Raw genomic sequence first — 24,654 nt, 5'->3', positions numbered from 1 at the left:
AGAATAGAAGAGTTACTCAAAAATAGAGATCAAGCATGAAAATCTTAGTGGCAGTAAAACGGGTCGTTGATTACAACGTCAAAATTCGGGTGAAATCAGATAACTCTGGCGTAGATCTAGCAAACGTCAAAATGAGCATGAATCCATTTGATGAGATCGCAGTAGAAGAAGCTGTTCGATTAAAAGAGGCTGGTATTGCTACTGAGATAGTGGTGGTTTCTGCTGGTCCCACTCAATGTCAAGAAACGCTGCGTACTGCCCTAGCGATTGGGGCAGATCGTGCCATCTTGGTAGAGACCGATACTGAATTACAGCCTTTAGCCATTGCAAAAATACTTAAGGCGCTTTCTGAAAAAGAGCAAGCGCAGATCATCATTTTGGGTAAACAGGCAATTGATGATGATAGCAATCAGACGGGTCAGATGTTAGCGAGTTTGATGGATATCCCCCAAGCAACTTTTGCCTCCAAAGTAATAGTTGCCGATGGTAAAGCGCTTGTGACTCGCGAGGTGGATGGCGGCTTAGAAACAATTGCAATTACTTTGCCCGCAGTCATCACAACTGACTTGCGTTTGAATGAGCCACGTTATGTGACTTTGCCAAACATCATGAAAGCTAAAAAGAAAACTTTGGAAATCCTGAAGCCTGAAGAGCTTGGTGTTGACATTACCCCGCGTCTCAAAACTCTCAAAGTAGAGGAGCCACCAAAGCGCTCTGCTGGTGTGATGGTGGCTGATGTAGCAGCTTTAGTAGATAAACTTAAAAATGAAGCGAAGGTGATTTAAATGGCCGCACTTGTTATTGCTGAACACGACAATCAATCCTTAAAAGCAGCAACGCTCAATGCGGTAGCTGCTGCTTTGCAGTGCTCCCCTGAGGTGGATGTGTTGGTAGCCGGTAGTGGTACCGATGCCGCTGCTACTGCTGCGGCACAAATTGCTGGAGTACGTAAGGTCATTCAGGTAGATGCAGCATCGTTAGCTGATCAGCTCGCCGAACCCTTAGCCGCTCAAATTTTATCTATTGCTAATAGCTATAGTCATATTTTGGCGCCAGCAACTGCCAATGGTAAGAATGTCTTGCCACGTGTTGCCGCTAAGTTAGATATGGCTCAGTTATCTGACATTACTAAAGTGATCTCTGCAGATACTTTCGAGCGTCCAATTTATGCAGGCAATGCGATTGCTACCGTGCAATCTTCTGACTCAATTAAAGTAATTACGGTTCGCACAACCGGTTTTGATCCTGTTGCCGCAAGTGGTGGATCCGCTGCAGTAGAAAAGCAAGCGGCTACTGAGGTTTCTGGTAAATCATCTTTCGTTGGTCGTGAACTCACTAAGTCAGATCGTCCTGAACTTACTGCCGCCAAAATCATTGTGTCTGGTGGTCGTGGTTTAGGTTCTGGTGAGAAGTATCAAGAAATTATTGCGCCCTTGGCTGACAAGCTTGGCGCCGCTCTGGGCGCCTCACGCGCTGCAGTTGATGCAGGTTATGTTCCAAACGATTATCAAGTAGGTCAGACCGGTAAAATCGTTGCACCGCAGTTGTATATTGCCGTTGGCATCTCTGGCGCGATTCAGCATTTAGCTGGCATGAAGGACTCTAAAGTGATCGTGGCGATTAATAAAGATCCTGAGGCGCCAATCTTTAGTGTTGCTGATTATGGTTTAGTTGCAGACCTTAATACCGCCGTCCCTGAATTAACTAACTTACTTACTTAAGGCATTTAAGAGCTCTCTTTAACTGCCTTCACACCCGATCTATAGGAGTACGTATGCCGTATGTAGCCCCAGTAAAAGACATGCTATTTGTGATGAACGAATTAGCGGGGCTAGCTGAGATTGTTGCCTACCCATCCTATGCTGAGGCGGGCGCTGATGTAGATTTAGCCCCGGCGATTCTAGAAGAGTCTGCCAAATTTAATCAAGATGTTGTAGCGCCTCTCAACTGGCCTAGCGATCAAAACCCTAGCTCACTCAAGAATGGCGTAGTCACTACTACCCTTGGCTTTAAAGAGGCTTTTGAGCAATTTGCTGCAGCAGGTTGGCAGGGTGTTGTGCACCCCGTAGAGTTCGGTGGTCAAGGTTTGCCAAAACTGATTGCCACGGCATGCTTTGAGATGGTTCACTCGGCTAGCTTGTCTTTTGCTTTATGCCCCATGCTGACTGATGGTGCGATTGAGGCTTTATTGACTGCAGCAAGCCCTGAGTTGCAAGAGCGCTATGTGCCCAAGATGATTTCTGGGGAATGGACTGGTTCCATGTGCCTCACAGAGCCTCAGGCAGGCTCCGACCTATCGATGGTGCGTTCTCGCGCTGTACCTGAAGCCGATGGCATATATAAAATTTTTGGGACCAAGATCTACATCACCTATGGTGAGCACGATATGGCAAAAAATATTGTCCATCTCGTACTAGCTAGAACACCAGATGCACCAGAGGGCGTGAAGGGTATTTCCTTGTTTGTAGTTCCGAAGTGTTTGGTAAACGCAGATGGTTTGCTTGGTGAGCGTAATGATGTACACTGCGTTTCGATTGAGCACAAGCTGGGCATTAAGGCCAGCCCAACTGCAGTCTTACAGTTTGGCGATCACGGTGGTGCAACCGGCTACTTGGTGGGCGAAGAAAATCGTGGCCTGGAATACATGTTCGTGATGATGAATGCTGCCCGCTTTGCGGTCGGTATGCAGGGTATTGCAGTTGCAGAGCGAGCATATCAAAAAGCAGTGCAATACGCTAAAGACCGAGTTCAGAGTCGTGATCTAGCTGGCTCCCCAGGCCCTGTAGCAATTATTCATCAGCCTGACGTGAAGCGGATGTTGATGACTATGCGCGGCTATATTGAGGCATCTAGAGCCTTAGCGTATTACGCGGCAGCTGCTTATGATGCGCAACATGCATCCCCTGATGAAATAGCTCGCAAGCAGAATCAAGCGGTATATGAATTCTTGGTACCGATTGTGAAAGGCTTTTCGACTGAGATGTCGATTGATGTTGCGAGTTTGGGCGTTCAAGTTCACGGTGGTATGGGCTTTATTGAGGAGACTGGTGCAGCACAACATTATCGTGATGCTCGTATCCTGACCATCTATGAAGGCACTACAGCTATTCAAGCAAATGATTTGATTGGTAGAAAGACGGTACGTGATGGTGGTGCAACTGCAAAGCTATTCTCGGACAGAATCCAGCAAACTGAAAAAGATTTAGCAAGCAGCGGCACTGCAGATGCAAAAGCGGTATTGAAGCAGTTAACTCCAGCGCGTGAAGCGTTTGAAGCTTCAGTAGCTTACATTTTGGCGAATGCAAAAATAGATATCAAGGCAGTGTATGCAGGTAGTTTTGCATACCTACGTTTATGTGGCCTGGTATTGGGGGCATGGCAAATGGCACGTGCTTTACTAGCTGCACAAGAGTTGCGTGCAGGAGACCCGAATTTCTATGACGCCAAGATTACGACAGCACGCTTTTTTGCAGAAAATCTATTGCCACAATCTCAAGCTCTTGCAACCTCGATCTTAGAAAGCGGTCACTCCACTAATGCGCTGACAGCAGAGCAGTTTTAAGATTTCAATCACTGTTGCTGCCTATTAAAAGTTGCCCATTAAAAAGCTATCCGCATTACTGGGATAGCTTTCTTGCTTCTTGAAGTTGGGAGATGAAAAATTGTTCAAATGCAATTGCCAAGAAGGTCATCATCACGCCGGCACCAAAGACTAAAGAAAAAATCACAGTCAGCACAACCGGCCAACCAGACTGAGTTGCTCTGCTAGGTTCTAGACCTGGATTGAATTGGGCATCCCACTTTTCATCAGCGCGTAAGCCATAAGTGATGGTAGTTAACCAGCTGGCTTCAAAGGTGATGAAACCGAAGGTGATGAGTACCCAACCCGGTGCAGAGTGGAAATGTGCTTCCTTCAGAATTAGCCATCCAGCAATTCCGCCGATAAAAGAAAGTAGTTGTGCCCAGCCCCAGAAGGATTTCAATCCTTGTAAATAAAAACAGTTCAGGCCAGTTCCGGGAAAAAATAATCCAAGTGAGCAGAATAGGAGTTTGTATTTTTTCATTCAGACTTTCAGTAATAAGCTATTGCAATGGTGAACTATTTTTTATTTCGATGAATTACTTTTTTGCATAAAACTTAAGACTTCTCGATCCGCACCAATCATCAGCAGTTGGTCGCCGTTACGCACAATCGAGCGGTAATCATTTAATTCATAAAGGAAATCATTTTCCAATTCCATACGCTGGGGTGCACAGACCATCTTTGTACTAGCGATTTGATCTAGCGTAAAGCCTCTGGCATCTTCGGTAATGCGTGCAGTAAAGCGATTGCAGCCAGTTGATCCGCTCAAGCGCTCACCATTGGCATCAAAAATGATTTGGATGGGGTTGCTATTGTCACCCTGGGGAATTTGTCGGGGGCGGACTTCACCTTTGCTATTGGGTGCTAGATTCCAGCGAACGAGCTCCCATTTAGTGTTGCGAAACTCACTACTCGGAGGGCTGGTTTTAGCGGTACAGGGTGGAATGACATTGGCGCAGGCCGTTAAAAAACCTAAACCGAGGCAAGAAAGAGTGAGAAAAAAGCGCTCTACAGGGCCTGTGGAGGGTCTAAAAGTGGCTATTCTCATGGCAATATTTTTGTAACTTATTGTTTTTAATAATTATTTTATGAATTGTTGAATTCTATTCTACTGTTGAAGCTAAGGAGGCGTCCGCTTAAATAGGTGGATCAAGTAGGGGTTTTCGTCTAGAATATGAGGTTTTCCGCTATACCGTGCATTTGTTTTGTTAATTTGCGCTTTAGTTGGAGCCCAAGATTTTGTAGTAATTTCATTGGGTTGTAATCAACCTATTTTCATTTTAGATTTTAAGGAATAAGTATGGTCGTCATTCGACTGGCACGCGGCGGTTCAAAGAAGCGCCCTTTTTATAGCATCGTGGCTACTGACAAGCGCAATCGTCGCGACTCGAACTTTATCGAGCGTATTGGTTACTTCAATCCACAGGCAGCAGAGACTGAGCAAGCAATGCGTATTGCTCAAGATCGTCTGACCTATTGGACTGGTGTTGGCGCGCAGATCTCTCCAACTGTAGTTCGTTTGATCAAAAACAATCCTGCGGTTTAAAGCCTTCAAATCCAAAGACTTTCTCTTCTCGATGAGGTCTTTGGTAGCAGAATTTACTGGTAGTGTTATTTGGGGGATTGAGGTGGCTTCAATATGAATACACCTTCCCTAAATGATTTGATTGAGCTCGGTGCAGTCCAAGACGCTCAAGGCTTACAGGGTCAGATTAAGGTTCGCCCTCACTCTTCCGATCCAGTAGCTCTCTTATCTAGCAAAGAACTTTGGTTATCTCTCATTCCTCGTCGTAGTGCTGGCGTTGCTGTATCTCATGAGCAGGCTTCATTGACTTTGTATAAGGTAAAGCAATCCAAGATGCATAGCGGTACCGTAGTGATTGCCTTGGATGGTATTTCCGATCGCGATCAGGCTGAGGCCTTAAAAGGTGCTCGCATTTTAGTTACGCGTGAGGTATTTCCCAAGACGGATAGCGATAGTTATTACTGGGTTGACCTAATCGGTTGTAAGGCTATCAACCTTCAGGGCGAAAGTCTTGGTGAGGTGGTTGATGTCAACGATAACGGCGCTCATGGAATCATTGCTCTTGGCGATGCGCAAACCAAAACAGTAAAACAATTAGTGCCTTTTGTAAAAGAAGCGGTGCAAAATGTTGACTTGCCCAATAGGCTGATTACCCTAGACTGGCAACCCGACTGGTAATTAGAAAAGTCATTGATCTCCAATATGCGCTTTGATGTAGTCACCTTATTCCCTGAGATGTTCTCCGCTTTAACGCAGTGGGGTATTACTGGGCGTGCTTGTGAGCAAGCTCTTGCCAGCGTCAAGCTCTGGAATCCTCGGGATTATTGCTCCGACCCCCGCAAGACTGTAGATGATCGGGCGTATGGTGGTGGCCCCGGCATGGTCATGATGGCAAAACCGCTGGAAGACACAATATCTGCTGTTAAGGCGGCTCATCAGTCTCAAAACGTCGTTTCTGGTCCAATTTGTCTCCTCGCCCCTCAAGGGGAGGTCTTTTCTCAGAAGATGGCCACAGACATTCTGGGCTATGGCAATTTAACTTTTATTTGTGGTCGATATGAGGCTGTTGACCAGCGTTTTATTGATCGAAATGTCGATTTACAGCTTTCAATGGGTGATTTTGTGGTTTCTGGCGGGGAATTACCCGCTATGACCATCATGGATGCGGTCATTCGCCTCATTCCAGGGGCTCTGGGGGATGGTGAATCTGCTATCCAAGATAGCTTTGTGAATGGTCTTTTGGACTATCCGCACTACACCCGCCCTGAAATATATGAAAATTTATCTGTTCCAGACGTGCTTTTGGGCGGACATCACGCTAAAATAGCGGATTGGCGTCGGCAGAAGTCTTTAGAGCTGACGCTAAGGCTTAGACCTGATTTAATTAAATCGGCAAGAGCCAATGGGTTGCTAAGTAAAGAAGATGAGCAATTTCTTCGAACACTGTAAGTAATTATGGTTTTGAATGAAGTGTTTGTGTTTTGATTTAGTGAAATGGTTTTAACTGCATCCTCTGTCTGGTCCGTTGATGAAAGTCTCGGGATTAAACGCTGACAAGATGTTTAAGGATTAATAATGAATTTGATCGAAAAAATTGAGCAAGAAGAAATTGCTCGCTTAAGTGCTAACAAAGTACTTCCTGCTTTCGCTCCTGGCGACACAGTGGTTGTTGGTGTAAACGTAGTTGAAGGTACACGTAAGCGTACCCAGGCCTTTGAAGGCGTTGTGATTGCAAAGCGCAATCGCGGACTGAATTCCAGTTTTATCGTTCGCAAGATTTCATCTGGCGAAGGCGTAGAGCGTACATTCCAAACTTACTCACCATTGATCGCTAGCATTGAAGTGAAGCGTCGCGGTGATGTACGTCGTGCGAAGCTGTACTACTTGCGTGATCGTTCAGGTAAGTCTGCACGTATTAAAGAAAAACTTCCTGCTCGCAAAGTCAAGGCAGTTGCTGAGACAGCAGCGGAATAAGGTTTGCTTTAATTTAAAAAGAAGGCGGCCTAGGCTGCCTTTTTTATTGCCCTAAAATAAAAACAGATGCCAAAGAATTTCAAACCCCAAGAGACGGAATTGAGTATTGCTACGCCATTGAATTTTGATGCGCAGGCGATTCCAATTTATGAGGTTTGTACGGATCAGCCCAAAGTAATGGCTCATCATTTAGATCCATCCAGCCTGAAGCATCGCTTTCAGAATCCTCCTGTTTGGCAGCCAGAGATTACTGATGAGAATCGGCACGTTATTGCTGCAGACATTATCTCCAAGCGTCAGGCTGCTGGAAAGGTGACCCGGGCAGCCGTGTTAATCCCCTTACTCCTAAAGAGTGATGGGCTCTCTGTGTTGCTAACCCAAAGAACCGATCATTTGCACGACCATGCTGGTCAGATTAGCTTCCCGGGTGGACGAATGGATCCGAGTGATTTCGATCCCAATCACACCGCTTTACGAGAAAGTGAAGAGGAAATTGGTTTGAATCCGCAGGGGGTTGAGATCATTGGCCATTTACCTCAATATTTAACGGTTTCGGGCTATAGTGTGACGCCGGTTGTGGGCTTGGCAAAACCTCAGGCAGAATATGCACTAGATGCATTTGAAGTGGCGGATGTTTTTGAGGTGCCTTTACATTTTTTAATGGACCCTGCAAATCATCAAGTACGGGTCTGGGAGAGTGATCAGGGTCGTCGTCGGTTTTATTCAATACCCTATGAGAATCGTTTTATCTGGGGCGCTACTGCTGGAATGTTACGTAACCTTTATCATTTATTAAAAGTATGACTTTCTTTTCTATCCTCTTCGCCCTCATTGCTGAGCAATATCGCCCAGTAACCTCGAACCATTGGATCGCTCGCATGAGCGCTCGCTGGCTTGATTGGGTTGCTGGTGAATTCGGTGGAAAGACTGAGCAAGGTGCAAGTCCTGTGGGTGCGCGTATGGCCTGCTTGGTGGCGTTTATCCTGCCAACATTCCTGGTCTTCGTGTTGTATGTTGTCTTCATGGTGACCTTCCCGATTTTGGGATTCCTGTGGAACGTATTCATTGCTTATCTATTTTTTGGATTTCGCCAATTTAGTCATTCCTTCACGCTAGTGCATGAGGCAATTGCAAATCATGATTTGCCAGCAGCTCGCTTAGTGCTAGCTGAGTGGTATGGCCCTGAATTAGATGCTTCTGAGCTCACCGAGACTGAAGTGATTTCACTTGCATTGGAGCGTGCCATCATTGGCTCACATCACCATGTATTTGGTGTGTTGTTCTGGTTCTTAATGCCCATGGGTCCTGCAGGCGTAGTGTTGTATCGCTTAGCTGATACTGCTGCTCAGCGCTGGTCAGAAAAAGGCGACTTTAATTTGAGTGAGTCAGCACGCCATTTCTTCTATGTATTGGATTGGGTGCCTGCACGCATCACTGCAATGGGCTTTGCAATTGTGGGTAATTTCGAAGGCGCTGTCTATGCGTGGCGTCACCTGACTGGTAAATGGTCTGACTCTCTGTCAGCAGTGATCTTGGCATCTGGAAGTGGTGCCTTAGGTGTTCGCTTAGGCGAGCCCATGAGTGAGCCTGATAGCGATGAAGCTTTGCGTATGGCCGAAGCTGGCGAGCCGGTTTTTTACGAAGTGGGTCTAGAGCCAAATGAGCGCACAATGCGTTCCGCCGTCGGCTTGGTGTGGCGTTTAGTTATCGCTTGGATGGCTTTATTGCTAATGCTGACCATCGCTCTTTGGCTTGGCTAATGCCCTGAATCTGCGTATCGGCAGTCTTTGAGTCGGAACGCAATTGTCTAAAGAGCGCCAGTCTTTCTGGAGCTATTTCATTTTTTTCGACAGCTTCTCGTATTGCACAATCTGGCTCTGATTGGTGCGCACAGTTATGAAAGCGGCACTTGCCCAGCAGGTCATGAAACTCCCTAAAGGCATGCTCTAGCTCGCTAACCGACATGTGTGCCAAGCCAAACTCCTGAAAGCCTGGCGAATCAATTAAAGCGCCTAATTTGCCGCTAGCATCGCGTCCCCAAGTCTCGGGCAGTTCAAAGTAGCGGCAAGCAGTGGTGGTGTGTTTGCCGGTATCCAAACGTACTGAGTACTCTTGAGTAATCGCTGCTGCATTAGGAACCCAGGCATTCAGTAAGCTGGATTTACCCATGCCAGATTGACCTACGAACACAGATACTTTGCCACAAATGGCATAACGCAATGCTTCAATGGAGGCTTGATCAAATTTGGCTGATACTTCAGTAACGGGGTATCCCATGCGAGCATAAGGCGCAATGATCTTGCGAGCATGTTCCAAGTTATCCTTAAGATCACATTTGTTCAGCAAGATATGCAAACCAATTTGATTGGTCTCTGCGGCAACAACCGCTCTTCCCAAAAGATCGGGCGAGAAAGCCGGTTGCGTAGCTAGTACAACTAATATTTGATCGACATTAGAGGCAATGAGTTTGCTTTTAAAGGCATCGGATCGATAGAGCAAATTTTCTCGTGGCTCAATGCGAATAATCCGCGCTTGATCAACCGAAGTCATCTCCAGCAACATGCGATCACCCACGGCACCAATGTGCTGTTTCGCCGGAGTGCTAACTTGAATCAATTCGCCGGCAGGGGATTCATTTCCACGCCCGTCTTGAACTAAGCGCTGCGCTAAATAATGCCTTCCATAGGAGGCAGTCAGTAGTGCATGAAATTGTTCCATTAATTAAACAATTCCAAATTACCTAGTTAAATCGCTTGAGATTGGCAATACGCAATGGAGCAGGTGGATGCGAGCTATAAAAAGCGGTATAGATCGGATCGGGTGTTAGGGTTGACGCATTGTCTTGATAGAGCTTAACTAAGGCAGAAATTAAATCACTCGCAGAGGATTTATCTGCAGCAAAACCATCTGCTTCATATTCGTGTTTGCGTGATGCCAAGCTGGATAGCGGCGTCAGGAAGAAACTAAACACTGGTGCAACGAGCATGAAGAGTGCTAAAGCTAAACCACCGTTATAGCCATTCAGGTTGGGCATCACACCCAGATCGTTGTAGAACCATGGCTGGGTACTGATCCACCCCAAGAGTGCAAATGTCAGAAAGCTCATGGCAAAGGAAACTAGCAGACGCTTCCGGATATGGTTGCACTTGTAGTGACCAAGCTCATGAGCTAGGACGGCCTCTACTTCGCCGGGATTGAGCTTTTCAATCAAGGTATCAAAAAAGACAATGCGCTTCGCTTTGCCCATGCCTGCAAAAAATGCATTGCCGTGAGCACTGCGCTTGCTACCATCCATCACAAATAAACCTTGGCTGGCAAAATCACAGCGACTTAATAAGGCCTCAATTTGAGTTTTCAGTGGCCCTTCTTCTAGTGCTTGAAACTTATTAAAGATCGGTGCGATGAAGGTCGGAAATATCCACTGCATTAATAGACTAAATACAGTGAGTACACCCCAAGCCCACAGCCACCAAAAGTCACCTGCTTGAGCCATTAGGCTGAGGATGACCCAGAGGAGGGGGACGCCAATCGCGCCACCAACACCCAAGCCTTTGACCATATCGCTAAAAAAGAGTTTGGCATTCATGCGGTTAAAGCCAAAGCGCTCTTCCAGGTAAAACTGTTTGTACCAAGAGAAGGGTAGGTCAAGAATTCCGGAGATCAAGACGATGGAGATCAGTAGAGCCATTTGCTGAGCAATGCCCTCACCTAATAGCTGCAGAAGGGATAGATTTAAAATCTGTAAACCACCCAACAGCGTGAAGCCGATTAGGATAATTGCACTGACGCCATTCTCTAAAATACCCAGGCGCAGTTTGGCGATCGTGTAGTCGGCAGCCTTTTGATGTTCGGCCAAAGAGATCTGAGATGCAAACTCAGCAGGCACCACATCGCGGTTGATGGCGACGTGCCGAATTTGGCGTTGGGATAACCAGTGGCGTAGACCAAAGCTGGCGATGAAGGCGATTAGAAAAACAATTGTGAATGTCATGAGATGATTATAGATATGAGTGAAAAAACAAGTATTTCAACACCAAAGGCGGCGCCAGCCAATGAGCATCTGATTTGGGTGGATATGGAGATGTCAGGCCTAGACCCCGAAAAAGAGCGCATTTTAGAAATTGCTATGATCGTGACTGATGCGCACCTAAACACCATCGCTACCGCTCCGGTTTGGGTAATCCGTCAGGAAGATGCCTTATTAGATGCCATGGATGCCTGGAATAAGGCCACTCACGGGCGCTCTGGCCTGATTGACAAGGTCAAGACCTCAACAACGGATGAAGCCACCGCTGAAGCTCAATGCATTACTTTTCTGAAGCAATACATTAAGCCTGGTATCGCGCCAATGTGTGGCAATACGATTGGTCAGGATCGACGTTTTATGGCGAAGTACATGCCAAAACTAGAAGCGTTCTTTCATTATCGAAATATTGACGTTTCAACACTCAAGGAGCTCTGCAAGCGTTGGCATCCTGAGTTAGTGAAGGGTTTCAACAAAAAGCAAGCGCATACCGCCTTGGCCGATATTGAGGAATCTATTGAAGAACTCAAGTACTACCGAGAAAAGTTCATCGTGCCTTTGCCGGAATAAATTACAGCATCCGTAATCAGAAAAGGGTCTATTACTAGACCCTTTTCTCATTCTCCCAAACTATTGCTCACCTTATTTCTTGATGGCACTCTTGGGTCTAAAAGCTTTTACGATGGTTTCGTCGGTCTCGATATAAGGGCCGCCGATGAGGTCGATACAGTAGGGGACGGCAGCAAAGATACCTGGAACGATGGATTTACCCTCGGCATCCTTCAAACCTTCAAGGGTTTCTTTGATGGATTTGGGTTGACCTGGCAGATTGATGATGAGGGCGGTGTGCCCCTCGATTTCTCGTAAAACTGCGGTCTGACGTGACAAAATCGCCGTCGGTACAAAGCGCAGGCTAATTTGACGCATTTGCTCGCTAAATCCAGGCATTTCCCGGGTTCCAGCGTCATTTGTGGCCTCAGGGGTGACATCTCTGCGAGAAGGGCCTGTGCCGCCTGTGGTGAGGACTAAATCACAGCCCAGCTCATCGGTGAGCTCCACGATCGTTTCGGTAATAACCTCTCGCTCATCCGCAATCAGGCGTTCATGAAAGACGCAGGCGGTACTAATGGCGGTTTGTAGCCACAATTGCAGGGCAGGAATGCCCTCATCGGTATAAACGCCCTTACTCGCTCTATCGGAGATGGAGATGAGGCCAATTTTGATTTCGTTGGGGGAGGATCTTTTTCGAGCTTCGGTATGCTTCATGTTTCTATTCTAGCTATTATTAGGACATGTTTACACACACATCAAATCAGTTTCAAGAAATCATCAATTTTATGCTCACAGAAGCCAAAAGACGGGGTGCCTCGGATGCTGTGGCCGAGGTTTCTGAAGGCCAAGGTCTCTCAGTTACCGTTCGCAAAGGCGAGGTCGAGACGATTGAGCAAAGCTTAGACAAACAAGTTGGCGTAACGGTATTTTTAGGCCATCGTCGAGGTAATGCCAGCACTAGTGATTTCTCCAAGGATTCCTTAAAGGCGACCGTAGAGGCTGCTTATCATATTGCTCAACATACGGCGGAAGATCTGTGTGCTGGTCCTGCTGAAAAAGAACTTCTCGAAAAACATCCGCTAGATCTCGATTTATTTCATCCGTGGGATTTGGACTCGGCAACGGCAATCGATATTGCGCGCGCTGCTGAGGGCGCTGCCTTTGCGGTGAGTAAGCAAATTCAAAATAGTGATGGTGCCTCGGTATCGGCACATCATGCGCATTTTATGATGGGAACCAGTCACGGATTTATGGGTGGCTACCCATTCTCACGCCACTATATTTCTTGTGCACCCATCGCAAATGAGGGTGGCAAAAAGTCACTCATGCAGCGAGATGATTGGTATTCCAGCTCACGTATTCCAGGGGAGTTGGCTGATCCGGCTGCAATTGGTAAATATGCAGCAGAACGTGCACTCTCACGTCTTAAGGCAAGATCGCTAAGTACTCGCCGTTGCCCAGTCATTTTCGAAGCCCCCTTGGCTGCTGGTCTATTAGGCGGATTAGTGCAAGCAGTGTCTGGTGGTGCTTTATATCGTCGATCCAGTTTTCTATTGGATAGCTTAGGTAAGCAAGTATTACCAAAGCATGTCAGCCTTTTTGAAAACCCTCACATCAAGGCAATGACAGGAAGCGTACCTTTTGATGAAGAAGGTGTGAAGACTTCGGCGAGAACTGTGGTTGAAAAAGGGATTTTGCAAGGCTATTTCTTGTCCACTTATTCCGCTAGAAAACTTGGAATGAAGACTACTGGTAATGCCGGAGGCTCACATCATTTGACATTACAAAGTCGCAAGACGCCAAAGGGCGGACTACCAGCGCTCTTACAAGCAATGGGTACGGGTCTGCTGGTTACTGAGCTCATGGGGCAGGGCGTGAACTACGTCACTGGTGATTACTCTCGCGGTGCCTTTGGTTACTGGGTAGAGAACGGCGAGATTCAATATCCGGTTGAGGGCATTACGATTGCCAGTAACCTGCGAGATATGTTGATGGATATTCAGATGATTGGTAGTGACACACTAATTCGAGGTACCAAGGAGACAGGCTCCATCCTGATTGGGTCAATGACTGTTGGTGGAAAGTAAATCAACAACATCATAAAAATACAGAGAACATCAATCAGAAAAAAACTATTTTGGAGGATAAGACGATGCAAAGACGTTCCTTTTTAAAGAAAGCCACTATCGGTGCAGGTGCAGCAGCATTGGCGGCACCATCGATTGGACAGAGTTTGCCAACTTTAAATTGGCGCTTGGTCTCTAGCTTTCCGAAATCCTTAGATACTTTATTTGGCACCCCAGAAGTATTTGCCAGCGCTTTGCGCAAAGCCACTGATGGTAAGTTTAATGTCAAAGTATTTGCCGCTGGTGAAGTCGTTCCAGCCCTGCAAGTATTGGATGCTGTTCAAAACGGCACTGTGGAGTGTGGCCATACTGCCAGCTATTACTACTTAGGCAAAAATAGCGCATTTATTTTTGATACAGCAGCACCTTTTGGTATGACAGCACGCCAGCAAACTGCCTGGATGTTGCACGGCAATGGTATGAAGCTGATGCGTGAGCTCTACGCTAGCTACAACATCGTTAATTTCTTAGGCGGACAAACTGGTACTCAGATGGGCGGTTGGTTTCGTAAAGAAATTAAATCTCCTGAAGATCTCAAAGGACTCAAATTCCGTATCGCTGGTTTTGCAGGGCAAGTGCTTACAAAGTTAGGTGTGGTGCCACAACAGCTACCTGCTGGTGAAATTTACTCAGCACTAGAAAAAGGCACGATTGATGCCGCTGAATTTGTTGGCCCCTATGATGATGAGAAGTTGGGTTTAGCTAAAGTGGCTAAAAACTATTACTACCCTGCATTTTGGGAAGGTGCGGCTGGGCTTTCATTCCTGGTGAATAAGAAGCAATGGGATTCATTGCCACCTTCATATCAGGCAGCATGGGAAGCTGCTTGCTTTGAGGCACATGTTGATATGTGCGCCAAGTACGATGCCTTAAATCCACCAGCGCTACAGCGTTTAGTCCAAGGCGGCGCGGTATTGCGTAAGTTCAATACCTCTGTGATGGATGCCTGCTTTAAGGCAAGTCAAGAAACCTATGCCGAAGAGTCCGCCAAGAATCCCCAATTCAAGAAAATCTTCGAAGACTATCGAGTGTTCAGAAACATGGAAGCGCAGTGGTTCAATGTTGCCGAGCAAGCGTTCTCCCAATACAGTTTTGCTAAGAAGCTTTAGAGTCGAATCTGTGAGTGCAAAACTTTAGCTGCAGATACAGAAAAACCACCCTAGGGTGGTTTTTCTTATAAAAGATAGATGAAATTTTTTACTGTTTCTTAAATACCTGTCTTCCATTAACCCAGGTTTCATTCACTGCAATATCTCTAATTTTGTAGGCATCCGTTTTCATTGGATTCCGATTCACGATAGCGAAGTCAGCGTATTTGCCTTCCTCAATCGATCCAATCTTGTCATCCATTTTCAGCTGATAAGCTGCATCAATCGTGATGGCTTTTAGAGCATTATTGATGGAAATCTTCTGGCTTGGATTCAGCACCTTTTGGGGTGAGACTTGCCATAAGCGAGCAGCACCTTCGGAGGCGTACTTGAGTGGATGAATCGGTGAGACAGGAGAGTCGCTATGGTATGCAAAACGCATACCTCTTTTAATTAAGCTGGCGCTGGGATCAATTCGATCTGCTCGTTCGGCTCCCAAGAGGTGGTCATGAAACGCCTCACCCCAGTAGTCGGTATGTCCAATGGTAAAGCCGGGAACAACCCCAAGCTTTGCTGCTTTATCAATCTGCGCTTCAGTTGGTACAGTAAAGTGCTCAATCCTTAATCTGGTTTTAGCATCGGCTGGTTTTGTGACTAACTTCGCAAAAACATTCAAAGTCTGCTCAATCGACTTATCGCCATTTGAGTGAACGGAGAGTTGCCAGCCCTCATCAAATCTGGGTTTTGCAAGATCATAAAGTTCTTGCTCAGTGAAGTTGAGGGTGCCCGTATTGCTTGTACCGGCTGGGTAGTCATACGGCCTACTCATGGCACCTGTCAAACCTTGGTTGGAGCCATCAGCCACAATTTTGACGCCAATCAATTTAAAGGTGTCATCACCTTGCCCTGGCTTGTACTTATTGTTCGTAGTTGGGTATGCATTTGAATACATATAGCCCCTCACCCGAACTGGAAGCTTGCCACTTTGGGTCATTGCATTAAACAGGGCATATTCTTTATCAACGCCAAGGTAGCCACCAACAGTAATTTCTGCTGAAGTAGTGACGCCCTTGCTGACCAGTCGTTGGCCAACTTTAGCGACAGCTTGTTCAACTACCTCTTGAGTGGGCGGTGGCATCTTATCGAGGAATAGATAAAAAGCAGGCGCTTCATAAACTACACCAGTTAAGCGCCCCTTACTATCTTTAAGTAACTTACCACCCTTAGGATCTGGGCTGGAATCAGTTAATCCTGCCATTTCTAGAGCCTTATGATTGACGTAAGCAATATGCATACTTTGATTCATAACAAAGATGGGCTTGGTGGTGGATACCTTGTCCAATATGTCTGCAGTTAATTCAGACATAAATGGTTCTGTTCTAGATGGGTCAACGCCAAAGGCATTAATCCATTCACCATCTTTAAATTTTTTACTGTACGCAGTTAGCTTCGCTACCAGACTATCTAAGGTGTCATGGGGCATTGTGAAATTAGAGAGATTGAGAAAAATCTCTTCCGAAAATGCGGTACCTATGATGTGCACATGTGGCTCAACTAAACCAGGCATTAAGGTTTGCCCATTCAAGTTAATCAGCTTTGTACCTTGCCCTTGTAAAGTCTTGAGCTGAGCCAGAGACCCGACCTTCAGAATTTTTCCATCCTGAACTGCAACAGCCTCTGCAGTAGCTTGTGATTTATTCATCGTAACAATATCGCCACCATAAAAAATCGCATCTGCTTCACTTTTTGCAAAAACAAAGGCGCATTGGGCTATTAATAGAGTGGAAAGTAATTTTGATGAAAATTTCATGGACACTTCCTTTTTAAAACTGATTAAAGACAGATGGCGTGTGGGGCAGTATCTTTATTTGCGCTCAAGCGTAATGAAATGAAAAGTAATTTCACCCTCAGATGCCGGAGTACGCTCCACTTCTCTCCATTCGGATTGATTGGGCACCTCAAAGAAAGTATCACCACCGCCTACGTCTATATCAATTTCAGTGATGAAAAGGCGATCCGCTCTAGGGAAGGCTTGAGTAAAGAGCTGCTCTCCACCAATCACAAATACGCGCGGGGATTCACTCAAAGTGGCGAGTGCTGCATCTAGGGAGTTCACTACTTCCGCACCAGTCAACTTGAGATCAGTATTGCGACTCACCACAATATTGCGACGCCCCGGAAGAGGGCGGCCTATGGACTCCCAAGTCTTACGCCCCATGATGACAGGGTGACCCATCGTTACCTTTTTGAAGAACTGCAGATCAGCGGAAATCTTCCAAGGCATTTGATTATCCTTGCCAATCACGTGATTACGTGAGCGGGCAACAATCATCGAGATGGCGGGGTGCTTATTTGTCGGCATGAGATCTAATTTCTTAAACGGCTACAGGGGCTTTAATGGCGGGATGGGATTCATAGCCGGCGATTTCAAAATCTTCGAATTCGTAATCAAAAATGGAGTCGGGCTTGCGCAAAATATTGAGCTTGGGTAGCGGGAAGAAATCTCTCGATAGCTGTAGATCGACTTGCTCTAAGTGATTGCTATAAAGATGGCAGTCACCGCCAGTCCACACAAAGTCACCCACTTCTAAATTACACTGCTGCGCCATCATGTGGGTCAGTAGGGCATAGCTAGCAATATTGAAGGGTACGCCTAAGAAGATATCCGCACTACGTTGATAGAGTTGGCAGGATAGCTTGCCATCAGCAACGTAAAACTGAAAGAAGGCGTGGCAAGGTGCCAAAGCCATACGAGGAATATCAGCTACGTTCCAGGCGGAAACAATAATGCGACGCGAATCAGGATTCTTTTTCAGGGTCTCTACAACTTCGGCGATCTGGTCAATATGCTGACCATTAGGCGCAGGCCACGAGCGCCACTGGTAACCATAAATTGGACCTAGATCCCCATCTGGTGCTGCCCATTCATTCCAGATGGAAACGCCGCGCTCTTTAAGCCAGTTGTTATCGGTACTGCCTTTGAGAAACCAGAGCAATTCCAGAATGATGGACTTGAGATGCAATTTCTTAGTCGTGACCATCGGAAAGCCCTCGGCCAGATTAAAGCGCATCTGATGACCAAAGATGGAAATAGTTCCAGTGCCGGTTCTATCGGATTTTTGGACGCCCTTTTCAAGGACTTCCTTCATGAGATTGTGGTATTGACGCATGGGTTTATTCAGTCAAATAATTCAGTGATATTAAGAGCTTACTCGAATGCCGATGAGCTGACCCCGAGCGCTTTATGAAGCTTTGGCGATGTGGTGGTGTACTGGAGTTGAATCTGCTTTTCTGGAGCCAGATAGGCGGCTGCAGCAAAGGCTGCCAAGGCTGCCTCATGAAAGCCTGACAAAATCAGTTTTTTCTTGCCTGGGTAGATATTAATATCCCCCACAGCGTATATGCCGAGAGTACTAGTCTGAAAGCAGGCTGTATCTACGCTAATTTGCTTTCGGTCGAGATTTAATCCCCAGTCAGCGATTGGGCCTAATTTGGGGGAGAGTCCATAAAACAATAAAAGTGCATCCAAGGCAATACATTGAACTTCGCCATCAGTGTTGGTGACAGCAATTTCAGTAAGCTTGCCACCGGAGGACTCAATGCCTGTAATTTGTCCAATGATGAGTTGCATCTTGCCGGCAGCACAAAGGGCGCGCATCTTGGCGACGGATTGAGGTGCTGCTTTGAATTCATCTCGGCGATGTATGAGTGTCACACTTGCCGCTTGATCGGCAAAATGCAATGCCCAATCCAAGGCGGAATCTCCACCACCACAAATCACCATACGCTTGCCTGCAAATTGCTCGGGATTTCTGACGCGATAGAAAACTTGTTGATCGACAAAAGCCTCGATACCATCAAGATTGAGTGTGCGTGGTTGAAATGCACCAACGCCAGCAGCAATAAAAATCGACTTACTCAAAAAAAGTTGATCTAGGGATGTGCGAATCAGGAAGCGGCCATCAGCCTGCTTCTCAAGGGTGGAGACCTCTTGATTTAAGTGAAACTGTGGCGCAAATGGCTCAATTTGTTTTAGAAGATTGCTAACGAGCTCACGACCTGTGCAAACCGGAATTGCCGGAATGTCATAGATCGGTTTATCTGGATAGAGCTCGATACATTGACCTCCTACCTCGGGCAAGGAGTCAATGACGTGCGCTTTAATTTCTAGGAGACCAAGCTCAAAGACTTGGAAGAGCCCCACCGGACCGGCGCCAATAATGACTGCATCGGTTTCAATGGGGGGGTGCAATTTACTTTACCAGTTGATCAATTTTATTTTTAACGTCTTTCCACTCATCCGCATCAGGAAGTGCTGCTTTGGATTTGGTGATAGACGTCCATCCTGGAGAAAGATCTGCATTTAATTTGATGAAAGATTGTTGATCTCCTGGCACATCATCTTCCGCATAAATGGCATTGACTGGGCACTCTGGAACGCAGACTGCACAATCGATACATTCATCTGGATCGATCACTAAAAAGTTAGGGCCTTCGCGAAAACAATCGACTGGGCAGACATCAACACAATCAGTATATTTGCAACGGATACAGGCTTCAGTAACAACGTAAGTCATGGCGTTCTATTTCAAGAGACCCAAGATTGGGAAATTAATTGTAAAAGGTGATTTTAGCTGAAATAGCCTCTCTTTTAGGCAAACCCCTTATTTCTGCTTGGGGCGAACCCTCATTAGAAGGCTTTAGTTAATCCAATTTATTCTATTGGCTATAAATGACTTAAAAAGCGGTTTTTTGATGCAAATATTGATTATTGGTGGTGCGGCAGTTCATGTTGGTGGTTTTTTGGTGCCAAACTATTGAACACCTTGGATCACCAATTTAGTTAAGAGAGGGTTATGGGCGGTGTCGTCTATGTTGTACTCACCCCTTGCGGCAAGGACCTTTAGGGGCAAATGTTTGTTAAATGCTCTGGAATCGCTACAGAGTGGGTACATACCATTGCCCAGAAAGTCGAATGATCTGCTCTAGAGTTTCTGATAAAAGAGGGTCACGGCTTCGATGCCAAGCGATTGATTGGCTGGTAATAAAAATGAGCACCAGCATATGCTGGGGGAGCTTGATCGATTATGCTTCAGAGCCCCCTGTAGAGCGCCCTTCATTGAAAATAGCCTTTATCCATATGGCGCTAGAAAGTCAGATCCCCTGTTATGAAGTAGGTAAACTTTAGTTATTCCGATTAATCACTTTAATTATGAAAGAGCAGATCATGGAAGAGTATCGGCTGAAGATCGATAAAACAGAAAAGCCATTATTGATTATTGATTACACCTTTGGAGGCGATCGTAATCTAGAGTTAATGAAGGCATCGAACCTACCTACTAGCTTACAAAATGCTAAGGTAAAAACAGAGTTTGATTTGGCACAGGCTTGGAGTATTTTTGCGAGGAAGTATTTAGAGAAGACCAAAGAAATTGCCTCAACGCCTATTTGCTGGGAAGGGCACTACGATCAGCTGGGTAGGGTGATGCTGGAGATGATGCGTTTGAGTAGGGATAAGCAAGAGATGGCAAATCAGGAGGATGCCTATGACATCATCCCTAATTTAGAAGAAATCCCTTTTGTTAGTAAGCCCTCTCGTTTAGAAGATAAGATGTTTTGCCGAATCTGGCTTTCCTTAATCCGTCACCCAGCTTTTATTGAGATGGAGTTAGATGAAGATGAGCTGGCCTCATTTAACTACTGGCAAGGTTTATTTACGCTTGCTTTGGGCAAGACCAATAGCGAGCTACTAAAACAATCCACTTGATGTAAATGAAATCGGATAAAAAAAGCGCTCAATTTGAGCGCTTTTTCCTTTGATAAAGCTAATGCCTCTTAACCTCCATATAGGAATTTAGGTAACCACAGAGTCATTCCTGGCCATACATACATAAATGCCATGCAGGCAATCACGATGAACATGTAAGGCATCATGCCAGCAAAAATCTGATTTAAGGTAACGCCTGGTGGCGAAACCCCTTTGAGATAGAAGGCGGACATTGCAACGGGTGGTGACAAGAATGCAGCTTGCAAGTTGACAAATACCAAGGTACCCCACAACAGTGGGTCGATATTGAAGTGAGCCAACAAGGGCAAGAAGATCGGCACGAAAATCACAATAATTTCAGTCCACTCTAAAGGCCATCCTAAGAAGAAGATGATTGCTTGAGAGAGCAGCATGAACTGAATTGGTGTTAGGTCTAGCATAAGCACCCATTTTTCGATGATCGACTGACCGCCCAAAATAGTAAACACAGCTGAGAATAGCGCTGAGCCTACAAACAACCAGCACACCATAGAGGTTGTCTTTGCAGTCAAGAACACGGCCTGCTTAGTACGTTCAAAGTCTAATGTACCGGCTTGAAGTGCCAGAATGAAAGCACCCATCGCACCTACTGCCGCCGATTCTGTAGCAGTAGTAATACCCAGCAAGATCACCGCTAGAACTAAGAGTGTTAGGACGCCCAAAGGCATCACCGACTCAATCAGTAGCTTGAGAATTTCAAACTGCTCCTCATCGAACTTGAGGTAGTAGTAAACCAGTAGTAAGCCAAAGAGCACGCAAGTCAAGCCAAAATACAGCTCGAAGTTTTCTGGCGGACCATTGTCGGCTTCAGCAACCGCCCCAGCCTCAATTGGATCATCACCAGAAGCTGCATCCAATGCAACCAAAGGCGCATCTTCTTCAACCTCTTTAGATTTAATCTTGGTTGAGATAGCATCAATCGCTACGAGCTCCTCTTCCACTGGTGCAGCAGCGCTGCTAGTACTAGCCTTAGCAACTTGGGTTGCTACTGGTACGTTCAAGGCATCTTTTGCAGCTTGTTGATGAATCATGACATACCACCACACACCCCACATGGTGACTGCAACTAAGATAAGCGGAGTTAATGCGGCCAGCACATTCTTAAAAATCTTCCCAAAGGAGAGTCTTGCCTCTGCTGGCGCATTCAATAATTTAGCCGGAGAGAACAAAGCCTTAAATGAGGCAACCAACATATTGCTGGAATAGTTCTCACGCAAGAAATGAATGGGAGCAGGAACTGGCACGATCAGTTGTTCGGCGGGCAGCTTGGGAGCCACCTTAGGATTAATTAAAGCCCAGCCAATGATGTAAACCAAATACAAGAAGGCAAGGAAGAATCCTGGCACCATTGCAGCGGCGTAGAGCTTAACAACGGACTGGCCTGCAACGGCTGCGTACACAATGATCATGACTGAAGGCGGAATCAAAATACCCAAGGTACCGCCGGCAGTAATAACGCCGGCAGCCAGACGGGTATCGTAGCCTGCATTCAGCATTGGTTTCATGGCGATCACTCCCATGAGAACAACCACAGCGCCAACGAGACCGCTTGCAATACCCCAGAAGGTACAAACAATCAGAGTAGCAACTGCTAATGAGGCTGGTACACGACGGAATGCTAGTTGGATACTGTAGAACATCTTATCTACCAGCGCCCCTCGTTCCATCACATAACCCATTAATACAAAGAGTGGAATGGATAGCAAGACGTCGTTAGTCATGCCGCCGAAAGTTCTTTGCACCATCAGGGTAAAAACTTTATTTGCAGCCCAGCTTTGGGAAGGATCGTAGAAGGCTGCAAAACCAAACATCATGCCTAAGCCCATCAGGGTAAAGGCTGTTGGGAAGCCCAGCATGATTACGACAATAATCAAGCCCAGCATTACTAGGCCAAGAATTGGATCACTCATGATTTATCTCTTTAGTTTGGCCAATACGATTGTGTGCTGCTTCATCGATTGATTTGGCATTTTTGATTGCGAGTTGACGGGCTTCGTCATCGACGTGGGTTGAGGAAGCCAATTGCTGCTCAATCACATCAATTTCTTCGGCGTCTTTTAAGCGCTCAGGCCATTCACCAGTCTTCAGGCAAATAACGCAACGCATGATCTCAACAACGCCTTGCAAGAGCACAAAGGCTCCAGCAACCGGAATAATAGTTTTGAATGGATAGAGCGGCGGACCGTTTGCAATCTGAGTAGTGTGCTCACCAATGCGCCAGGATTCTGCGGCATAGGTATAGCCGGCATAAACCAAGGCAGCGATTCCTGGAAGGAAAAAGGTAATGTACAAAATTAAATCCAGTGTTGCCTGCGTGCGTGGCTTCATTGAGCCATACAGGAAGTCACCGCGAACGTGACCATTTTGTGCCAAGGTATATGCACCGCACATCATAAATAAGGTGCCATATGCCATGACAGATAACTCACCAATCCATGCTGAAGGGGAATTAAATGCATAGCGCCGAACAACGTCTGTGAAGACCATCAGCATGAGTAGAACGACAAGCCAAGCAGCCGCTTTACCTACAAAGGTGCTGATTTCGTCGACTCTGAGCATGAATTTATCCATAACTACTCTCCTAAAACGACTATTTAACTATCTATTTCTCTGGGGAAATATAAAAAAACCGGACGGGGATGCCGTCCGGTCAAGATGCATACTGGCACCATTATAAAAGCATTTTAGCCTTTGAAGTAATGGTCGTAGGCGATCTTCATGTCTACGTTTACCAGCAAATCCCAGCGAACAGCACGTTGGGCAAAGGCTTTCTGGGAGTCGAGAACCTTCTTAAACATCGGGTCAGAAGAAGATTTGGCTGCAATGATCTTGTCCCAAGCATTCAACTGGGCAACCAAAATAGACTTCGGTGTAGCGTAGAACTTCACCTTATCTTTAGTTTGGAGTTCAGCGAAGTCTTTGGAATAGCGGTCAATCGCCTTCCATGACATGTCTGCAGAGGCTGCCTGGGTTCCGTATGACAGGATGGCCTGGAGGTCTGCAGGTAAGGAGTTGTATTTCTTCTTATTAAAGATGATTTCAAACTGCTCTGAGGACTGATGGAAGCTCTGGAGCATGTTGATCTTAGATACGTCTGGGAAGCCCAGTAAGCGATCTGAAGATGCATTGTTGAATTCAGCTGCGTCAAGAACGCCACGGTCCATTGCTGGAATAATATCGCCGCCAGGCAATGCCTGTACAGATGCGCCCATATCGGTGAAGATCTCAATAGAAAGACCTACAGTACGGTACTTCAAGCCCTTCAAGTCGTCTGCTTTCGCAATTGGCTTTTTGAACCAGCCTAATGGCTGAGTTGGCATTGGGCCATAAGGGAATGAAACAACATCAAGCTTGAGGTTGCTGTAAATCTCATTCAGCAATTGCTGACCACCACCATATTGGTTCCAAGCCAAGAGGGTATTGGCGTCCATACCAAAAGCAGGACCAGATCCCCATAGAGCTAAGGCTGGGCTTTTGCCATACCAGTAAGCCAAAACGCCATGGCCGCCGTCTAAAGTACCGCTAGATACAGCATCCAACATATCAAAAGCTTTAACTACTGAGCCTGCAGGAAGAACTTCAACTTTAAGTCGACCACCTGACATGGCATTCACTTTAGTTGCGTAATCATTCGCATACTCGTGGAAAATATCTTTAGCTGGCCAAGTAGATTGGAAGCGCAGGTTCACGGTCTGTGCACTTGAAATCATTGGGAAACCCATTGCAGCTGCACCGGCAGTGCCTACAGCAGCACTCTTAAGAAACTTACGGCGTGGGCTAGTGTTATTAGTTTCTGACATCTAAATCTCCTGTGGTCGTTATTATGAAAGCACTTCTTAACCGCACAATCTTAAACAAAGTTTCTTCAAATTGGTGCGAGTGGGATTGGGGGTTTCCCCTTAATATTGAGGAAATGAGTTAAAAATCTATCGATATTAGGACGGTATTTATGTTGCATTGCATTAAATTTCATCCC

At 46.1% G+C, this 24,654-nt stretch carries 26 protein-coding genes; 13 read left to right on the top strand and 13 right to left on the bottom strand.

The features are described 5' to 3' along the window. The first annotated feature begins 35 nt into the window (after positions 1-35). From FD967_RS08025 to FD967_RS08015, 3 genes are read left to right on the top strand one after another with little or no spacing between them, the layout of a single operon-like run. Positions 36-785, top strand: coding sequence for an electron transfer flavoprotein subunit beta/FixA family protein (locus FD967_RS08025; RefSeq protein WP_215325483.1), 750 nt, complete (start codon positions 36-38; stop codon positions 783-785). After that, the gene (locus tag FD967_RS08020; RefSeq protein WP_215325482.1) at positions 786-1,721 is read left to right on the top strand and encodes an electron transfer flavoprotein subunit alpha/FixB family protein; all 936 of its coding nucleotides are present in this window, start codon (positions 786-788) and stop codon (positions 1,719-1,721) included. It begins immediately after the preceding gene. A gap of 53 nt (positions 1,722-1,774) precedes the next feature. After that, a complete protein-coding gene (locus tag FD967_RS08015; protein WP_215325481.1) occupies positions 1,775-3,562 on the top strand; it encodes an acyl-CoA dehydrogenase in 1,788 nt (595 codons plus the stop codon). A gap of 55 nt (positions 3,563-3,617) precedes the next feature. Here FD967_RS08015 and FD967_RS08010 read toward each other — a convergent pair whose 3' ends face one another. Both FD967_RS08010 and FD967_RS08005 read right to left on the bottom strand, forming a co-directional pair. Next, entirely contained in the window at positions 3,618-4,064 is a 447-nt protein-coding gene (locus FD967_RS08010; RefSeq protein WP_215325480.1) for a hypothetical protein, read from the bottom strand. Between the two features lie 42 nt (positions 4,065-4,106). After that, complete coding sequence (locus tag FD967_RS08005) at positions 4,107-4,631, bottom strand: META domain-containing protein (protein ID WP_215325478.1); 525 nt, start codon at positions 4,629-4,631, stop codon at positions 4,107-4,109. A 252-nt stretch (positions 4,632-4,883) separates the two neighbouring features. Here FD967_RS08005 and rpsP point away from each other — a divergent pair, with 252 nt between their 5' ends. The 6 genes from rpsP to FD967_RS07975 all read left to right on the top strand — a co-directional run bounded on the left by rpsP (position 4,884) and on the right by FD967_RS07975 (position 8,842). Beyond that, positions 4,884-5,129 carry a 30S ribosomal protein S16 gene (gene rpsP, locus FD967_RS08000; protein WP_215325477.1) on the top strand — a complete coding sequence of 82 codons (246 nt, stop codon included), beginning with the start codon at positions 4,884-4,886 and terminating at the stop codon, positions 5,127-5,129. 93 nt (positions 5,130-5,222) lie between these two features. Continuing rightward, positions 5,223-5,786 carry a ribosome maturation factor RimM gene (rimM, locus tag FD967_RS07995; protein WP_215325476.1) on the top strand — a complete coding sequence of 188 codons (564 nt, stop codon included), beginning with the start codon at positions 5,223-5,225 and terminating at the stop codon, positions 5,784-5,786. A gap of 24 nt (positions 5,787-5,810) precedes the next feature. Further along, entirely contained in the window at positions 5,811-6,557 is a 747-nt protein-coding gene (gene trmD, locus FD967_RS07990; protein WP_215327239.1) for a tRNA (guanosine(37)-N1)-methyltransferase TrmD, read from the top strand. A 126-nt stretch (positions 6,558-6,683) separates the two neighbouring features. Continuing rightward, complete coding sequence (gene rplS / locus FD967_RS07985) at positions 6,684-7,082, top strand: 50S ribosomal protein L19 (RefSeq protein WP_046330591.1); 399 nt, start codon at positions 6,684-6,686, stop codon at positions 7,080-7,082. A gap of 66 nt (positions 7,083-7,148) precedes the next feature. Beyond that, positions 7,149-7,886, top strand: a complete 738-nt coding sequence (locus FD967_RS07980; RefSeq protein ID WP_215325475.1) for a CoA pyrophosphatase — start codon at positions 7,149-7,151, stop codon at positions 7,884-7,886. After that, positions 7,883-8,842, top strand: a complete 960-nt coding sequence (locus FD967_RS07975; RefSeq protein WP_215325474.1) for a CobD/CbiB family protein — start codon at positions 7,883-7,885, stop codon at positions 8,840-8,842. The genes FD967_RS07980 and FD967_RS07975 overlap by 4 nt, the downstream gene beginning before the upstream one ends. Here the strand turns inward: FD967_RS07975 and rsgA are convergent. Continuing rightward, the gene (gene rsgA / locus FD967_RS07970; RefSeq protein WP_215325473.1) at positions 8,787-9,800 is read right to left on the bottom strand and encodes a ribosome small subunit-dependent GTPase A; all 1,014 of its coding nucleotides are present in this window, start codon (positions 9,798-9,800) and stop codon (positions 8,787-8,789) included. The two genes, FD967_RS07975 and rsgA, sit on opposite strands and share 56 nt — an antisense overlap. Positions 9,801-9,822: 22 nt before the next feature. Next, positions 9,823-11,073: a M48 family metallopeptidase gene (locus FD967_RS07965; protein WP_215325472.1), complete on the bottom strand. Its 1,251-nt coding sequence runs from the start codon at positions 11,071-11,073 to the stop codon at positions 9,823-9,825. A gap of 15 nt (positions 11,074-11,088) precedes the next feature. Between FD967_RS07965 and orn the strand changes: the two genes are divergently transcribed. Then, positions 11,089-11,676, top strand: coding sequence for an oligoribonuclease (gene orn, locus FD967_RS07960; protein ID WP_215325471.1), 588 nt, complete (start codon positions 11,089-11,091; stop codon positions 11,674-11,676). 72 nt (positions 11,677-11,748) lie between these two features. On the opposite strand, the gene mog is transcribed toward orn, so the two are convergent. Beyond that, entirely contained in the window at positions 11,749-12,372 is a 624-nt protein-coding gene (gene mog / locus FD967_RS07955; protein ID WP_215325469.1) for a molybdopterin adenylyltransferase, read from the bottom strand. A 26-nt stretch (positions 12,373-12,398) separates the two neighbouring features. Here mog and pmbA point away from each other — a divergent pair, with 26 nt between their 5' ends. Then, on the top strand, positions 12,399-13,745 hold the full coding sequence (pmbA, locus tag FD967_RS07950; protein ID WP_215325468.1) for a metalloprotease PmbA: 1,347 nt from the start codon (positions 12,399-12,401) through the stop codon (positions 13,743-13,745). Positions 13,746-13,810: 65 nt separating this feature from the next. Beyond that, on the top strand, positions 13,811-14,893 hold the full coding sequence (locus FD967_RS07945) for a TRAP transporter substrate-binding protein (RefSeq protein ID WP_215325466.1): 1,083 nt from the start codon (positions 13,811-13,813) through the stop codon (positions 14,891-14,893). 88 nt (positions 14,894-14,981) lie between these two features. Here FD967_RS07945 and FD967_RS07940 read toward each other — a convergent pair whose 3' ends face one another. Genes FD967_RS07940 through fdxA form a run of 5 tightly spaced genes read right to left on the bottom strand, consistent with a single transcriptional unit; the run spans position 14,982 to position 19,449 of the window. Next, positions 14,982-16,682 (bottom strand): amidohydrolase, encoded by a 1,701-nt coding sequence (locus FD967_RS07940; protein WP_215325464.1) that lies wholly within the window; start codon positions 16,680-16,682, stop codon positions 14,982-14,984. A gap of 54 nt (positions 16,683-16,736) precedes the next feature. Continuing rightward, the gene (locus FD967_RS07935; RefSeq protein ID WP_215325462.1) at positions 16,737-17,234 is read right to left on the bottom strand and encodes a dihydrofolate reductase; all 498 of its coding nucleotides are present in this window, start codon (positions 17,232-17,234) and stop codon (positions 16,737-16,739) included. 13 nt (positions 17,235-17,247) lie between these two features. After that, positions 17,248-18,042 carry a thymidylate synthase gene (locus FD967_RS07930; protein ID WP_215301534.1) on the bottom strand — a complete coding sequence of 265 codons (795 nt, stop codon included), beginning with the start codon at positions 18,040-18,042 and terminating at the stop codon, positions 17,248-17,250. Between the two features lie 38 nt (positions 18,043-18,080). Beyond that, positions 18,081-19,124, bottom strand: a complete 1,044-nt coding sequence (locus FD967_RS07925; protein WP_215325460.1) for an NAD(P)/FAD-dependent oxidoreductase — start codon at positions 19,122-19,124, stop codon at positions 18,081-18,083. A 1-nt stretch (position 19,125) separates the two neighbouring features. Continuing rightward, positions 19,126-19,449 carry a ferredoxin FdxA gene (fdxA, locus tag FD967_RS07920; RefSeq protein WP_215308070.1) on the bottom strand — a complete coding sequence of 108 codons (324 nt, stop codon included), beginning with the start codon at positions 19,447-19,449 and terminating at the stop codon, positions 19,126-19,128. 650 nt (positions 19,450-20,099) lie between these two features. Here fdxA and FD967_RS07915 point away from each other — a divergent pair. After that, positions 20,100-20,639 (top strand): hypothetical protein, encoded by a 540-nt coding sequence (locus tag FD967_RS07915; RefSeq protein ID WP_215325458.1) that lies wholly within the window; start codon positions 20,100-20,102, stop codon positions 20,637-20,639. Positions 20,640-20,707: 68 nt separating this feature from the next. On the opposite strand, the gene FD967_RS07910 is transcribed toward FD967_RS07915, so the two are convergent. From FD967_RS07910 to FD967_RS07900, 3 genes are all read right to left on the bottom strand, one after another. Next, positions 20,708-22,588 carry a TRAP transporter large permease subunit gene (locus FD967_RS07910; RefSeq protein WP_215325456.1) on the bottom strand — a complete coding sequence of 627 codons (1,881 nt, stop codon included), beginning with the start codon at positions 22,586-22,588 and terminating at the stop codon, positions 20,708-20,710. After that, positions 22,581-23,249 carry a TRAP transporter small permease subunit gene (locus tag FD967_RS07905; protein WP_215325454.1) on the bottom strand — a complete coding sequence of 223 codons (669 nt, stop codon included), beginning with the start codon at positions 23,247-23,249 and terminating at the stop codon, positions 22,581-22,583. The genes FD967_RS07910 and FD967_RS07905 overlap by 8 nt, the downstream gene beginning before the upstream one ends. Before the next feature lie 113 nt (positions 23,250-23,362). Next, positions 23,363-24,478: a TRAP transporter substrate-binding protein gene (locus FD967_RS07900; protein ID WP_215325452.1), complete on the bottom strand. Its 1,116-nt coding sequence runs from the start codon at positions 24,476-24,478 to the stop codon at positions 23,363-23,365. Positions 24,479-24,654: the final 176 nt, after the last annotated feature.

Origin of the sequence: Polynucleobacter sp. JS-Mosq-20-D10 (assembly GCF_018687755.1) — a bacterium.
Lineage (GTDB): Bacteria > Pseudomonadota > Gammaproteobacteria > Burkholderiales > Burkholderiaceae > Polynucleobacter.
This window is presented reverse-complemented; position numbering and strand designations above follow the sequence as displayed.

What these genes read in the sequence shown, in the direction of transcription:
- pmbA (WP_215325468.1), top strand. Translation starts at nt 12,399, where the DNA reads ATGTTTACACACACATCAAATCAGTTTCAAGAAATCATCAATTTTATG.
- orn (WP_215325471.1), top strand. Translation starts at nt 11,089, where the DNA reads ATGAGTGAAAAAACAAGTATTTCAACACCAAAGGCGGCGCCAGCCAAT.
- FD967_RS08010 (WP_215325480.1), bottom strand. Translation starts at nt 4,064, where the DNA reads ATGAAAAAATACAAACTCCTATTCTGCTCACTTGGATTATTTTTTCCC.
- FD967_RS07965 (WP_215325472.1), bottom strand. Translation starts at nt 11,073, where the DNA reads ATGACATTCACAATTGTTTTTCTAATCGCCTTCATCGCCAGCTTTGGT.
- FD967_RS08015 (WP_215325481.1), top strand. Translation starts at nt 1,775, where the DNA reads ATGCCGTATGTAGCCCCAGTAAAAGACATGCTATTTGTGATGAACGAA.
- FD967_RS07980 (WP_215325475.1), top strand. Translation starts at nt 7,149, where the DNA reads ATGCCAAAGAATTTCAAACCCCAAGAGACGGAATTGAGTATTGCTACG.
- rimM (WP_215325476.1), top strand. Translation starts at nt 5,223, where the DNA reads ATGAATACACCTTCCCTAAATGATTTGATTGAGCTCGGTGCAGTCCAA.
- rsgA (WP_215325473.1), bottom strand. Translation starts at nt 9,800, where the DNA reads ATGGAACAATTTCATGCACTACTGACTGCCTCCTATGGAAGGCATTAT.
- FD967_RS07935 (WP_215325462.1), bottom strand. Translation starts at nt 17,234, where the DNA reads ATGCCGACAAATAAGCACCCCGCCATCTCGATGATTGTTGCCCGCTCA.
- FD967_RS07910 (WP_215325456.1), bottom strand. Translation starts at nt 22,588, where the DNA reads ATGAGTGATCCAATTCTTGGCCTAGTAATGCTGGGCTTGATTATTGTC.
- FD967_RS07900 (WP_215325452.1), bottom strand. Translation starts at nt 24,478, where the DNA reads ATGTCAGAAACTAATAACACTAGCCCACGCCGTAAGTTTCTTAAGAGT.
- rplS (WP_046330591.1), top strand. Translation starts at nt 6,684, where the DNA reads ATGAATTTGATCGAAAAAATTGAGCAAGAAGAAATTGCTCGCTTAAGT.
- FD967_RS08005 (WP_215325478.1), bottom strand. Translation starts at nt 4,631, where the DNA reads ATGAGAATAGCCACTTTTAGACCCTCCACAGGCCCTGTAGAGCGCTTT.
- FD967_RS07975 (WP_215325474.1), top strand. Translation starts at nt 7,883, where the DNA reads ATGACTTTCTTTTCTATCCTCTTCGCCCTCATTGCTGAGCAATATCGC.
- trmD (WP_215327239.1), top strand. Translation starts at nt 5,811, where the DNA reads ATGCGCTTTGATGTAGTCACCTTATTCCCTGAGATGTTCTCCGCTTTA.
- FD967_RS08020 (WP_215325482.1), top strand. Translation starts at nt 786, where the DNA reads ATGGCCGCACTTGTTATTGCTGAACACGACAATCAATCCTTAAAAGCA.
- fdxA (WP_215308070.1), bottom strand. Translation starts at nt 19,449, where the DNA reads ATGACTTACGTTGTTACTGAAGCCTGTATCCGTTGCAAATATACTGAT.
- FD967_RS07915 (WP_215325458.1), top strand. Translation starts at nt 20,100, where the DNA reads ATGGAAGAGTATCGGCTGAAGATCGATAAAACAGAAAAGCCATTATTG.
- FD967_RS07905 (WP_215325454.1), bottom strand. Translation starts at nt 23,249, where the DNA reads ATGGATAAATTCATGCTCAGAGTCGACGAAATCAGCACCTTTGTAGGT.
- rpsP (WP_215325477.1), top strand. Translation starts at nt 4,884, where the DNA reads ATGGTCGTCATTCGACTGGCACGCGGCGGTTCAAAGAAGCGCCCTTTT.
- FD967_RS07930 (WP_215301534.1), bottom strand. Translation starts at nt 18,042, where the DNA reads ATGCGTCAATACCACAATCTCATGAAGGAAGTCCTTGAAAAGGGCGTC.
- FD967_RS08025 (WP_215325483.1), top strand. Translation starts at nt 36, where the DNA reads ATGAAAATCTTAGTGGCAGTAAAACGGGTCGTTGATTACAACGTCAAA.
- FD967_RS07940 (WP_215325464.1), bottom strand. Translation starts at nt 16,682, where the DNA reads ATGAAATTTTCATCAAAATTACTTTCCACTCTATTAATAGCCCAATGC.
- FD967_RS07945 (WP_215325466.1), top strand. Translation starts at nt 13,811, where the DNA reads ATGCAAAGACGTTCCTTTTTAAAGAAAGCCACTATCGGTGCAGGTGCA.
- mog (WP_215325469.1), bottom strand. Translation starts at nt 12,372, where the DNA reads ATGAAGCATACCGAAGCTCGAAAAAGATCCTCCCCCAACGAAATCAAA.